Source organism: Streptomyces sp. RLA131, assembly GCF_056270125.1.
The window spans coordinates 5207766-5220896 of sequence record NZ_JBWDOQ010000002.1; the positions used below are offsets into that span (position 1 = coordinate 5207766).

Sequence of the window (13131 nt, forward strand, 5' to 3'; positions counted from 1 at the left end):
ATGCACTCCTCCTGCTTTCAGGAGAACATCCTAACTTAGACAGCGTCTAAAAGGCGAGGGCTCCGGGCTGCCGGGCCCGGGCTGCCGGTTCCGGGCTGCCGGGCCACCGGCCTGTCGGGCTACGGCTGGCTGTAGCCGTCCAGGAAGTTGCCGATCCTGGTGACGGCCTCCGCCAGATCCTCCTTGCTCGGCAGCGTCACCAGCCGGAAGTGGTCCGGCTCCGGCCAGTTGAAGCCCGTGCCCTGGACCACCAGGATCCGTTCGGACCGCAGCAGGTCCAGGACCATCTGCTGGTCGTCCTTGATCTTGAAGACCTTCGGGTCGAGCCGCGGGAACGCGTACAGTGCCCCCTTGGGCTTGACGCAGGAGACGCCGGGGATCCGGGTCAGCAGCTCGTACGCCACGTCCCGCTGCTCGACCAGCCGGCCGCCGGGCAGCACCAGGTCCTTGATCGACTGCCGCCCGCCGAGCGCCGTCGCCACGGCGTGCTGCGCCGGTACGTTCGCGCACAGCCGCATGTTGGCCAGGATCGTCAGCCCCTCCAGATAACTGGACGCGTGCGCCTTGGGGCCGCAGACCGCCAGCCAGCCGCTGCGGTAGCCGGCCACCCGGTAGGCCTTGGACAGGCCGTTGAAGGTCAGCGTCAGCAGATCGGGGGCGATGACGGTGGTGGGGGTGTGGGTGACGTCGTCGTAGAGGATCTTGTCGTAGATCTCGTCACTGCAGACCACCAGGTTGTGGCGGCGGGCGATGTCGGTCAGCTCGCTCAGCAGCCGGTCGTCGTAGACGGCGCCGGTGGGGTTGTTGGGGTTGATGATGACCATGGCCTTGGTGCGGTCGGTGATCTTCCGCTCGATGTCGGCCAGGTCCGGGTACCAGTCCGCCTGCTCGTCGCAGCGGTAGTGCACGGGGGTACCGCCCGACAGGGAGACCGCCGCCGTCCACAGCGGGTAGTCCGGCGAGGGGATCAGCACCTCGTCGCCGTCGTCCAGCAGGGCCTGCATCGACATCTGGATCAGCTCGGACACCCCGTTGCCGAGGAAGATGTCCTCGACGTCCAGATCGACGCCCTTGGTCTGGTAGTGCTGCATGATCGCGCGCCGGGCAGGCAGGATGCCCTTGGAGTCGCCGTAACCGTGCGCCCCGCCCAGGGTGCGGAGCATGTCCTCCAGGATCTCCGGCGGGCACTCGAAGCCGAACGCCGCCGGATTGCCGGTGTTCAGCTTGAGGATGCGATGGCCCGTCGCCTCCAGCCGCATCGCCTCCTCCAGCACCGGACCCCGGATGTCGTAGCAGACGTTGGCGAGCTTCGTGGACTGGATCACCTGCATGTCAGGGAGCTTACGGGGCCGTAACCGCCGACGCACCGTGCTTTGGGCCACGTCGCCGGACGGACCGGCCCACGAGGGCGTCCGTGCGGCGGCCGTCCTCCATGACGAACCGGCCGTCGATCAGCACGTGCGGGATGCCCCGCGGCAGGGCCCGGGGCCGCTCGAAGGTGGCGGCCGAGCCGACGGTCGCGGGGTCGAACAGGACGAGGTCGGCGCGGTGGCCCACCCGGACCAGGCCCCGGTCGGGCAGCCGCAGACGCGCGGCGGGACGGCCGGTCAGATGGGCGACGCACTCCTCAAGACCCAGGACGCCCAGGTCGCGGGCGTAGTGGCCGAGGTAGCGGGGGAAGGTGCCGTACGAACGGGGATGCGGCTTGTCGCCGGTGAGCAGACCGTCACTGCCACCGGTGTGGGCCGGGTGACGCATGATCGCCCGGACGTTCTCCTCGTGACCGACGTGCTGGAGGATCGACGGGGCGAGCCGGTCCTCCAGCAGCAGCCGGCGGGCGGTGGCGAAGTCCGGGACGCGCCTGCCGACGTACCGGGCCAGGGCCGGGTCGGACACCCCGGAGATCTCGATCGTCGACCAGTCCATCGGCACGCCGTGGCAGCCGTCGGACCCCTCGGTCTCCATAATGTGCCGGATCCGCTCCGCAGTGGCGTCGTCCCGCAGCCGGGCGAGGGTCGCCTCCGGGCCGCCCTCGGCGGCCCAGCTCGGCAGCATCGCGGCGAGCGTGGTGCATCCGGGCAGGTAGGGATAGGTGTCCAGGGTGATGTCCGCGCCCTCGGCCAGCGCCCGGTCCAGCAGCGCGACCAGCTCCGGGGCCCGGCCCCGGTTCTCCTCGAAGTTCATGGTGGCGTGGGCGAGATGGAGGGCGCAGCCCGCCCGGCGGGCGACGGTGAGCGTCTCCTCGTACGCCCGCAGGGCCCCGGCGCCGTAACTGCGGTGGTGCGGGCAGTAGTAGCCGCCGTAGCGGGCCACCACGCGGCACAGCTCGGTGATTTCGGCGTCGGAGGCGTACATCCCGGGGGTGTACGTCAGCCCCGAGGACAGGCCGACCGCGCCCTGCTCCAGGCCCTCGGCGACCAGCTGCCTCATCCGGGCCAGCTCGGCCGGGGACGCCGGGCGGTCCTCCCAGCCGACGGCGAGCATCCGGACGGTGCCGTGCGGGACGAGATAGGCGGCGTTGACCGCGATGCCCCGGTCGAGGCGGTCCAGGTACTCGCCGACGCTGCGCCAGTCGTAGTCCAGACCGGGCGGATCGCCGTTCCAGCCGGTGATCTGCCGCCGGACGCCGGCGAGGGTGCGGTCGTCCACGGGGGCGTACGACAGGCCGTCCTGGCCGATCACCTCCAGCGTGACGCCCTGGGCGGCCTTGGCGGTGTGCCCGGGATCGGTCAGCAGCGCGAGGTCGCTGTGGGCGTGCATGTCGATGAAGCCGGGGGCCAGCGCCAGGCCGGTCGCGTCGACCGTCCGCCGGGCGGAGTCCACCCGGCCGATCGCGGCGATCCGGCCCCGGCTGACGCCGACATCGGCCCGCCGGGACGGGCCCCCGGTGCCGTCGATGACCCGCGCGCCGCGGAAGACGAGGTCCATGGTCAGAAGTCAGAAGTCAGAAGTCAGAAGTCAGAAGTCAGAGGTCAGAAGTCAGAGGTCAGAGGTCAGAAGTCAGAGGTCAGAGGTCAGAAGAAGGTGCGGAGGTAGTCGGTGACGGTGCCGTCGGCCGCGACCAGCGGGACGAGCTGCCACTTGTCGAAGGCCGTGCACGGATGGGACAGGCCCAGGGCGACCCAGTCGCCGACCTCGACCGCCGCGCCGGGCGCCACGGTGACGAAAGCGTGCTGGTCGGCGAGCCGGGTGACGGTCAGGCCGTCGGCGGGCCGGACCGTGCCGTCGGGGCCGCGGACGAGCTTGGGCACCGGCAGGTCCAGGTCGTGCGGGGCGTCGCGCTTGCCGGCGTCGAGGATGGCCAGCCCGGCCTCCGGGCGGGAGAGGACCCGGGTCCACAGCCGCAGCGCCGGTTCCAGGGAGCCCTGCTCCGGGATGCGCCGGTGGAAGGGGGTGACCTCGCCGTAGTGCACGTCGTCATGGCTGACGTAGGCACCCGGGCGCAGCAGCCGCAGCACCGGCCGGGACAGCCCGCCGACCGGCTCGAAGGCCTCCGCGACCAGGTCGAACCATTCGCTGCCGCCCGCGCTCAGCACGATCTCCTCCGTCTGCGCGAAGCGCCCCTCGGCGTCGAACCGCCGCAGCAGGGCGACGAGTGCGGCCAGCCAGCGGGGGACGTCGGGGGCCGTGGCCTCGTAGCCGGCCACCCCCACCAGCCGCAGCCGCCGGGCCGCGGCGACCGCGTCGGCGACCCGCACCGCGGCTGCGGCGTCGCGTACGCCCGCCCTCCCGCCCTCCGCGCCGAGTTCGACGACCACGTCGACCGGCCGGCCCGGGGTCCCGGCCAGGGCGGCGTCCATCAGCTCCACGCCGCGTACGGAGTCGACGTACGCGACGAGGCGGAAGTCCGGGTCGGCGGTCAGCTCGGCGGCCAGCCAGCGCAGCGCGGCCGCGTCGACCAGCTCGTTGGTCAGGAACACCCGCCGTACGCCGAACGCGCGGTACACCCGCACCTGCTGGAAGGTGGCGGCGGTGATGCCCCAGGCGCCGTGGGCGAGTTGCCGCGCGAACAGCTGCGGGGCCATCGAGGTCTTGCCGTGCGGTGCGAAGGCCAGCCCGTGGGCGCGGGTGTACGTGGCCAGCTGGGCGAGGTTGTGCTCCAGGGCGGGGGCGGAGAGGGTCAGCAGCGGGGTGGTGAAGCCGCCGCCGAAGAGCGGGCGGCGCTGGGCGGCGAGTTCGCGCACCGTCAGCCCCGCCGCGTCCGGGGGCAGCCCCTTGAAGCGGTGGTCGACGCGCTCGTCGTACAGCGAATCGAGGGTCATGCGGGCCTCCGGGAAAGTCATCGTGCTGTGATACTCCTACACCCTCGCACCGGAAAGGACTAGACCACATCATGAGTGAGAAGACCGCGATCACCCCGCCCGGCCACGCCGCACCGCCGGCCCGGTTCTCCCACGGTGTCCGCAAGGGCGGCATTCTGCAGGTCGCCGGGCAGGTCGGCTTCGGCCCGGCCGCCGCGGGCCGGGCCCCCGCGCCGGTTGGTCCGGGGCTGCGCGAGCAGACCCTGCAGACCCTGGCCAACGTCGGCTCGGTGCTGGAGGCGGGCGGCGCGACCTGGGAGGACGTCGTGATGATCCGGGTCCACCTCACCGACACCGCGCACTTCGCCGAGTTCAACGAGATCTACGACGCCTGGTTCGCGGACCTCCACGGCGTCCCGGCCGCCCGCACCACCGTCTATGTCGGCCTCCCGGCGGGCCTGCTCGTGGAGATCGACGCGCTGGCCGTGCTCGGCTGACTCCTTTCTTCCGCTTTCTTCCGTGGCCCGCGCCGGGCTGTCACCGGGCGGGCCGGGCGGGCCCGGACCGCCCGGCCCGGCAGGGGCTACGGCAGCGTGTCCAGGTGCGCGCCGACCGTGCCGGAGAAGGAGTTCCCGTTGGAGGCGTCCCAGTTGGTGGACCAGGTCATGGCGCCGCGCAGGGCGGGATACGTGGTGGACGGCTTGAAGGAGCCGCAGTTGGTGCCCCGGGTCACGCAGTCCAGCGCCGCGTCCACCACGGAGGGCGACACATAGCCGCTGCCGGCCGCGCTGGTGGATGCGGGCAGCCCCAGGCCGACCTGGGAGGGGGCCAGTCCGCCCTGGAGCTGGACGCAGGCCAGGGCGGTGATGAAGTCGACGGTGCCCTGGGAGTAGACCTTGCCGTCGCAGCCGTTCATGGAACCGCTGTTGTAGAACTGGGTGTTGACGACGGTCAGGATGTCCTTGATGTTGAGGGCGGTGGCGAAGTAACCGCTGGACGTGGACTGCATGTCGATGGTCTGCGGGGCCATGGTGATGACCAGCCCGGAGCCCGCCCTGGCGGACAGCGCGCGCAGCGCCTGTGTCATGTAGGTGGCGTTGAGGCCGTTCTCCAGGTCGATGTCGACGCCGTCGAAGCCGTAGGTCTGCATCAGCGCGTAGACGCTGTTGGCGAAGTTCGTGGCCGAGGCGGAGTCACTGACGCCGACGGTGCCGTTCTGGCCGCCGACCGAGACGACGACCTTCTTGCCGGCCGCCTTCTTCGCCGCGATGTCCGCCTTGAACTGCGCCACCGAGTAGTTCAGCGCCGGGTCGAGGGTGAAAGAGACCGCGCCGGCGGTGGTCGTGGCGTCGGCGAAGGCCACGGCGATGATGTCGTACTGGTCCTGGACCTGGGCGATGGTCTGGACGGTGGCGCCGTTGTTGAAGTTCTGCCAGTAGCCGGTGAGGGCGTGTCGGGGCAGTGAACCGCCACCGGTGCTGGTGGCGGTGGGTGTCGCGGTCGCGGTGGGCGTCGCGGTTGGCGTCGGGGTCGCCGTGGCGGTCGCGGTGGCCGTCGGGGTGGCCGTCGGGGTGGCGGTGCCCGCCGGGCCGGTGAGGCTGATGTCGTCGGCGTAGTAGGCGGGCTGGGCGTACCAGCCGTGCAGGTAGAGGGTGACCGAGGTGGTGCTCGCGCCGGTGGTGAAGCCGGTGCTGAGCAGGCTGTACGAGGTCGCCGAGGGCGTCCAGGCCGACACGTCGGTGGTGCCGGTCCCGGTGGCGCCGAGGTAGACGTAACTGCCCTGCACATAGGCGCTGAGCGTGTAGCTGGAGCCGGGCTTCACGCTGACGGTCTGGGTGCACTGGGCGTTGTCGGACGAGCTCGGGGTGGCCCTGAGGGCCGAAGAGCCGCTGTGCACGGGGCTGGTGACAGCGGCGCCGCTGGACGACGTACAGCTCCAGCCGGACAGTCCGCTCTCGAATCCGGGGTTGACGACCGGATTGGTGTCGGCGGCCTTGGCGGTGCCGGTCGTGGTGGCGACGAGGCCGGCGGCCGCCAGGGCCGCGGTGGCCACGGCGGCTGCCGCTCTGAGCTTGTTCTTTATCTGCCGGCCTCGAACAGCACCTCGAACTGAGTCGCTCACCTGGGGATTCGCCGGACGTGCGGGCGGCCTTCGTCTGATCGTGTGTTCCGACCAAGGAATGCACGTGACCAAGACGAAGGCCGTGAGGGTGAGTCTGCTGCCTGATGCTGTCCGGCGGGAAGCGTTCGCGGAGGCGTCACGCTTCCGGGGTGAGTTCTACGAGTGTCTGACCGCTCGGCGCGATGAGTTGTTCGAGTTGGTGGACGCGGTGCTGTGTGCGGACGGTGCGGTGAAGTCCCCGGTGGACCTGACCCTGTTGCCCGAGCATCGTCGTGGGCACGGAGCGATGTACGGCGGCCTGAATCGCGGCCGGATCGACGTCGATCGGCTGCGGACGGTGCTGGCCGGGCTGCCGCTGCCGCGTTTCGAGGGCGGGCGCCTGGTCCTGGCGGTCGATGTGTCACCGTGGCTTCGTTCGGACGCGCCGTGCTCGGCCGAGCGGCTGTTCTGCCACGTCTACGGCAGGGCGAAGACGGCGTCGCAGTTCATTCCGGGCTGGCCCTACTCCTTCGTCGCCGTGTTGGAGTCCGGCGCCACGTCATGGACCGCGATCCTGGACGTGGTCCGGCTCGGCCCGGCGGACGACGCGACCGCCGTCACCGCCGGCCAGCTGCGAGGCGTCGTCGAACGGCTCATCACTGCGGGCCAGTGGAAACCCGGCGACCCGGACATCACCATCGTCGCCGACGCCGGCTACGACGTCACCCGCCTGGCCTGGGTGCTGCGGGACCTGCCCGTCGAGATGGTCGGCCGCGTCCGCTCCGACCGCGTCATGCGCCTGCCGAGGCCACCGCGGACGCACGGCGTCAACGGCCGGCCGCCCAAGCACGGCCCGGAGTTCCGCTTCGCCAAGCCGGAGACCTGGCCCGAACCCGCGATCACCACCGCCACCGCGACCACGAACTACGGGAAAGCCGAAACCCAGGCATGGGACCGGGTCCACCCCCGGCTCACACACCGCTCCGCCTGGCTCGACCACGAAGGCGAACTTCCCCTGATCGAAGGCACCTTGGTCCGGCTGAAGGTCGAGCATCTGTCGAAGGTACGGGACGCTCCGCCGGTGTGGTTGTGGTCCTCGAAGACCGGCGCCGCCCCGGACGACATCGACCGTTGCTGGCAGGTCTACCTGCGCAGATTCGACCTTGAGCACACGTTCAGGTTCGCAAAACAGACCCTTGGCTGGACGACCCCGAAACTCCGCACTCCGGAGGCAGCGGACCGCTGGACCTGGATTCTGATCGTCGCCCACACCCAGCTCCGGCTTGCCCGGCCGCTCGCCGCAGACCTCCGCCGGCCGTGGGAGAAACCCACCGCCTCCGACCGGATCACCCCGGCCCGGGTCCGCCGGGGGTTCAGGAACATCCGCGCTCACCTCGCCTGCCCGACCCGTGTTCCCAAACCCACAGGCACTGGGCCCGGACGGCCACCCGGCGCCAAGAACAAACGCAGGGCACCCCGCTACGACGTCGGCAAGACTGTCAAACGCCCCGAGACCCTCAAGGCCATCGGCAAGCCTGGAAGATCCTGGTAGATAAAGATCAAGCTGAGCGCACGTTCCACAACTGCCTCCTGGGAAACGGGGAGTTGGGCATGGGGGGATGGTGGAAGCGGTGCGGGAGTGGCCACTCCGCGCGACGCAGTCTGGTCCAGACCATTGCATTGGTCAAGACCTGTTTGCTGGGCGTCCCTTGGGCGTTCCCCGGCTGTTCCCCCGGCCGTTCCCCCTTGTGGAACAGATGAGTTAGCCAAGTGTTCGACGACTTTCCGCGCCGGTCCCGCTACCCTCCGATAGGCTCAGCGCTCAAGGCCGGTCCCGGGGAGGTGCGGGTTTGTCGAGCGTCATGGCGGTCACCGCGAACGATCTCTCGGTCCCGCTCGAACAGCACCTCGTACGCACCGTCGCCGTCCTGGAGGCGTACGGCCATCTCGTCGCCCTCGTACCGCCCGATCCCAACGACCCGGTACGGCGCAGGATGCACACCCTGCGGGCCGCGCTGGAGGCGGACCGGGTGGCGATCGTCCCCGTCGACCTGCCACCGCTGGCCGCGGGGCTCCTCGCCGAGCAGCTGCGGCAGCTGTCCGGCACCGACCTGGGGCCCGGTGTGCTGGCCGGCGCGGCCCGGCTGCTCTCCCACTACCTCTACTGCGGCGCGCTGCTGGGCTCGGTGTCCAAGCTCGACCGCATCGACGTGCCGGTCGGCGCCCACCTGAAGTCCCTGGTCCCCGGACGGCACTTCGTGGCCCTGGCGCACCCCGAGCCGCGGCTGACCGAGGCCGGCTCCGACCCGGCCTCCGTACCGCCCGGCCCGGCCTTCCACACCCAGCTCGCCGTCGCCACCGGCCACAACATGGACCCGGGCTGGGTCCGGAGCACCCTGGCCCGCGCCTGGCGCACCCAGCACACCCGGGACGTGCCGCTGCCGGCGGACTCGCAGGCCTGGTGGGGGACCGGACGGCTGGTCGAGTTCGCCGCCTACATCGCGGACGTCGGCATGCTCTACCAGGTCGTCACCTCGGTGCGGCGGGACACCTGTGGCTGGTGCGGGCTCGAAGTCATCGGAGATCAGTGTCTTTTCTGCTCTGCGAGGGTCGATGGGCGGGTAAGGACTCCGCAGCCGGTGACAACCGGAAGTGCGCGGGCGACGGTCGCCCGGGCGACAGATGCAAGAGCGATAGAGCGATAGGGCCCCACACCCATGAATTCACGTCAGCGTCGCGGCGTCGTCCTCCTCGTGGTCTCCGTCCTGTGCGCGGCCGCGGCCTTCGCCGGAGTGCTCGCGGTCATCGGCGACGCGCGGTCCCAGGTGGGCCCCAAGGTCACCGCCTACCGGCTGACCAAGGACGTACCGGCGTACGAGACGGTGACCCGGGCGCAGCTCCAGGCGGTGCGGATACCCGAGCGGTGGCTGCCGGCTACGGCGGTACGGGCACTGTCCGAGGTGAACGGGAAGATCGCCGCCACCTCGCTCAAGCGCGGCTCGCTGCTCCAGACCGACATGGTGGCCGCCCGGCCCGAACTCCAGGCCGGCCAGATGGAGATCGCCATCATGATCGACGCGGAGACGGGCGTGGCCGGCAAGATCACCCCCGGGTCGAGGGTCAACATCTTCGCGACCTTCGCGCCGCGCAAGACCAGCGATCCGGAGGTCTCCAAGATCATCGTCTCCGGTGCCAGGGTCATCGACGTCGGTGAGATCAAGGCCTTCGACACCGACACCGACTCCTCGCGGGCCTCCAGCAGGGGCGTCCCCATCACCTTCGCCCTCGACGCGGAGAACGCCCAGCGGGTCGCCTTCGCCGAGTCCTTCGCCCGCCATGTCCGGCTCGCCCTGGTCGCGCCCGGGGACGACAGCACACCGAGCCAGAGCGACCGCACGTACACCCTGGCGGGCGACGGGGGCACCTCGTGACCGTCGTCGTCATCGCCGCCGCACCACCGGGAGGCCGCCCGTGACCGTACGCATCCTCTCCGGCACCCCGGACCCGGACACCGCCCGCGCCCTCACCGGCCTGCTCAACCAGCTCCCCGGCACCGAACCGGCCCCCGCCCTCCCCGACTCCACCTCCCTGCTGGAGGCCCTCGCCCGCGCCGCCGAGGCCGGCATCGACGAACTCCCCGAGGCCGTCGTCGTCCACGACCTCATCAGTCCCATGCCGGCCCTTGAGGTCATCCGCGAGATCGCGCTGCGCTTCCCCGCGGTGGGCGTGGTGCTGCTGACCGCGGAGCCCAGCCCCGCCGTCCTGGCCGGTGCGATGGACTCCGGCGCCCGGGGCGTCGTCGCGCTGCCGCTGTCCTACGACGAACTGGGCGCCCGTATCGAGGCCGCCGCGGGCTGGGCGGCCGGCGTACGGCGTCATCTGTCGCCCCAGCGGGCGGCCCTGCCGGCCGTCGCCGGCGGTCTCCTGGTCGCCGTGGCCGGGGCCAAGGGCGGGGTGGGCACCACCGTCACCGCCGTCCAGCTCGCGCTGGCCGCGCACGCGGCGGGCAGGTCCACCGCCCTGGTCGACATGGACCTCCAGGGCGGCGACATCGCCTCCTACCTCGACGTTCAGTTCCGCCGCTCCATGGCCGACCTCGCCGACATCAACGACGTCACCTCCCGGGTGCTCCAGGACGCCATGTACGTCCACGAGGCGGGCCCGGCCCTGCTGCTGGCCCCCGGTGACGGCGAACGCGGCGAGGAGGTCACCGACCGCGCCGCCCGGCACGTACTGCACGCCCTGCGGCAGCGCTACGAGGTCGTGGTGGTCGACTGCGGCACCCAGATGACCAGTGCCAACGCGGTCGCCGTCGAGACCGCCGAGACCGCCGTCCTGGTCACCACGCCGGACGTGGTCTCGGTACGCGCCGCCAAGCGCATGGTCCGTATGTGGGACCGGCTCCAGATCCGCAAGCCGCAGGACATCACCGCCGTCGTCAACCGGTACACCCGGGCCACCGAGATCCAGCCCTCGCTCATCGCCCGCATCACGGGCACCCGGGTCGCCGCCTCCGTCGTCCCGGCCGCCTACAAGGAACTCCAGGCCGTCGTGGACGCCGGACGGCTCCAGGACCTCGACAACCGCTCGACCGTCAAGCAGGGCCTGTGGTCCCTGGCCGCCGAACTCGGGCTCGTCGCACCCGGGCACGCCGCCGCGCGGCCGGCCCGCCGGGGCAGACGCGGCGACCGGGCCGAACGCGGCGACCGGGGCCAGGTCACCCTGGAGACCCTGGGCATGACCCCGGTCATCCTGATCACCCTCATCCTGATCTGGCAGGCCGTACTGGCCGGTTACACCTTCACCCTGGCCGGCAACGCCGCCGACCAGGCGGCCCGCGCGGCCGCGGTCGGCGACAGCGCGCAGGCGGCCGCCGCCGAGGACATACCCGGGGCCTGGCAGATGCAGGCGGTCGGCGTCGAGCGGGCGAACGGCATGGTCTCCGTGACCGTCGGCCTCAAGGTCCCCGTACTGTTCCCCGGCGCCATCGACTTCCCGTCGTGGATCCACGGCCACGCCTCGGCCGTCGACGAGGAGGACGACCGGTGAGGCGGCACCGCGGCCCTGCCACCGGCCCGGGCCTCGGCCCGGCTTCCGGCCGGGAGCGGGGGAGCGCCTCCCTGGAGTTCCTCGGGGTCCTGCCGATCCTGCTGCTCATCGCCCTGGCCGGGGTACAGCTCGGCCTGGTCGCCTACACCGCGAGCCAGGCGGGGACCGCCGCCCGCGCCGCCGCCCGGATGGAGGCCCGCTACGACCCGCCGATCAGCGGCCAGGCCGCCGGCACCGAAGCCGTCAGCGACTGGCTGGACGCGCGGATCGCCACCGAGGACACCGGCGACCAGGTGACCGCGACCGCGACCGTGCGGATCCCCTCGATCATCCCGGGGCTGGGCCTGAACTCCGTGAGCCGCTCCGCCACCATGCCGAAGGAGGACACCACCACCCCATGAGCCTCCGCGACCGCCTCGGCACGGCAGCCGACGACAGCGCCCCCCAGACCCAGGAGGGCCATCTCGTCGCCGTGTACCGGGCCAAGCTCCTCCAGGAGATCGACCTCGCCGAGATGTCGGCGCTGGCCGCGGCCGAACGCCGGCTTCGCCTGGAGCGGGTCCTCGGCCACATCATCAGCCGCGAGGGCCCGGTGCTCTCCCCGAAGGAACGCACCGGCATCATCCGCCGGGTCGTGGACGAGGCCCTCGGCCTGGGCATCCTCGAACCGCTCCTCGAAGACGCCTCGATCACCGAGATCATGGTCAACGGCCCCGACAAGATCTACATCGAGCGCGGCGGCCGTATCGAGCAGGTCGCCGCCCGTTTCAGCTCCGCCGAGCAGCTGCTCCAGACCATCGAGCGCATCGTCTCGACCGTCAACCGCCGGGTCGACGAGTCCAATCCGATGGTCGACGCCCGGCTGCCGTCCGGCGAGCGCGTCAACGTCATCATCCCGCCGCTCGCCCTCTCCGGCCCCACCCTGACCATCCGCCGCTTCCCCCGCGCGTACACCCTCAACGAACTGATCGGCCTCGGCACGCTGGACGAGCACATGCTGATGCTGCTCGCCGCCCTGGTCAGGGCCCGCTTCAACATCATCGTCAGCGGCGGCACCGGCTCCGGCAAGACCACGCTCCTGAACTCGCTCTCCGGCCTGATCCCCGAGATCGAGCGCATCATCACCGTCGAGGACGCCGCCGAACTCCAGCTCCAACAGGAGCACGTCATACGTCTGGAGACCCGCCCGCCCAACGTCGAGGGCGAGGGCCGCATCACCATCCGCGACCTGGTCCGCAACTCGCTGCGCATGCGCCCCGACCGCATCATCGTCGGCGAGGTCCGCGGCGGCGAGACCCTCGACATGCTCCAGGCCATGTCCACCGGCCACGACGGCTCGCTCGCCACCGTCCACGCCAACTCCGCCGAGGACGCCGTGCTGCGCCTGCAGACCCTCGCCTCCATGGCCGAGGTCAAGATCCCCTTCGAGGCGCTGCGCGACCAGATCAACAGCGCCGTCGACATCATCGTCCAGCTCCGCCGGGACGTCGACGGCACCCGCCGGATCTCCGAGATCGCAGCCCTGTCCTCCCGCGGCCGGGACACCTTCCGGCTCACCACCGCCACCCGCTTCCGCGCCGAACCGCTGGGCGCCGACCGCATCGTCCGGGGCTGGTACGAGCACCACCCCGTGCCCCGCGAACTGGCCGAGCGGCTCTACCTGTCCGGCGAACACGTCCCCGCCGCGTACGGTATCGGCGAGAGCGAGCTCGAACTCGCCAGCAGAGAGGCCAAGTAGCG

The 13131-nt window shown here is 71.4% G+C and carries 11 protein-coding genes; 7 read left to right on the forward strand and 4 right to left on the reverse strand.

Going from position 1 to position 13131, the window contains the following annotated elements:
* Positions 1-119: 119 nt before the first annotated feature.
* From RWE79_RS24710 to RWE79_RS24720, 3 genes are all read right to left on the reverse strand, one after another.
* Positions 120-1331 (reverse strand): pyridoxal phosphate-dependent aminotransferase, encoded by a 1212-nt coding sequence (locus tag RWE79_RS24710; protein ID WP_475942247.1) that lies wholly within the window; start codon positions 1329-1331, stop codon positions 120-122.
* A gap of 10 nt (positions 1332-1341) precedes the next feature.
* Positions 1342-2928 (reverse strand): N-acyl-D-amino-acid deacylase family protein, encoded by a 1587-nt coding sequence (locus RWE79_RS24715; protein ID WP_475942248.1) that lies wholly within the window; start codon positions 2926-2928, stop codon positions 1342-1344.
* Between the two features lie 86 nt (positions 2929-3014).
* Positions 3015-4262, reverse strand: a complete 1248-nt coding sequence (locus RWE79_RS24720; RefSeq protein WP_475942249.1) for an alanine racemase — start codon at positions 4260-4262, stop codon at positions 3015-3017.
* Between the two features lie 71 nt (positions 4263-4333).
* Here RWE79_RS24720 and RWE79_RS24725 point away from each other — a divergent pair, with 71 nt between their 5' ends.
* Positions 4334-4738, forward strand: a complete 405-nt coding sequence (locus tag RWE79_RS24725) for a RidA family protein (RefSeq protein ID WP_475942250.1) — start codon at positions 4334-4336, stop codon at positions 4736-4738.
* An 86-nt stretch (positions 4739-4824) separates the two neighbouring features.
* Here RWE79_RS24725 and RWE79_RS24730 read toward each other — a convergent pair whose 3' ends face one another.
* The gene (locus RWE79_RS24730) at positions 4825-6324 is read right to left on the reverse strand and encodes a chitinase (RefSeq protein ID WP_475946076.1); all 1500 of its coding nucleotides are present in this window, start codon (positions 6322-6324) and stop codon (positions 4825-4827) included.
* 97 nt (positions 6325-6421) lie between these two features.
* Here RWE79_RS24730 and RWE79_RS24735 point away from each other — a divergent pair, with 97 nt between their 5' ends.
* The 6 genes from RWE79_RS24735 to RWE79_RS24760 all read left to right on the forward strand — a co-directional run bounded on the left by RWE79_RS24735 (position 6422) and on the right by RWE79_RS24760 (position 13129).
* On the forward strand, positions 6422-7894 hold the full coding sequence (locus RWE79_RS24735; RefSeq protein ID WP_475938232.1) for an NF041680 family putative transposase: 1473 nt from the start codon (positions 6422-6424) through the stop codon (positions 7892-7894).
* A 298-nt stretch (positions 7895-8192) separates the two neighbouring features.
* Complete coding sequence (locus tag RWE79_RS24740) at positions 8193-9047, forward strand: hypothetical protein (RefSeq protein WP_475942251.1); 855 nt, start codon at positions 8193-8195, stop codon at positions 9045-9047.
* Between the two features lie 12 nt (positions 9048-9059).
* A complete protein-coding gene (cpaB, locus tag RWE79_RS24745) occupies positions 9060-9773 on the forward strand; it encodes a Flp pilus assembly protein CpaB (RefSeq protein WP_475942252.1) in 714 nt (237 codons plus the stop codon).
* Positions 9774-9813: 40 nt separating this feature from the next.
* Positions 9814-11391 carry a CpaE/TadZ family protein gene (locus RWE79_RS24750; RefSeq protein WP_475942253.1) on the forward strand — a complete coding sequence of 526 codons (1578 nt, stop codon included), beginning with the start codon at positions 9814-9816 and terminating at the stop codon, positions 11389-11391.
* Entirely contained in the window at positions 11388-11792 is a 405-nt protein-coding gene (locus tag RWE79_RS24755; protein ID WP_475942254.1) for a TadE/TadG family type IV pilus assembly protein, read from the forward strand. Before RWE79_RS24750 ends, RWE79_RS24755 begins: the two co-directional genes overlap by 4 nt.
* A complete protein-coding gene (locus RWE79_RS24760; protein ID WP_475942255.1) occupies positions 11789-13129 on the forward strand; it encodes a CpaF family protein in 1341 nt (446 codons plus the stop codon). Before RWE79_RS24755 ends, RWE79_RS24760 begins: the two co-directional genes overlap by 4 nt.
* Positions 13130-13131 lie beyond the last annotated feature (2 nt).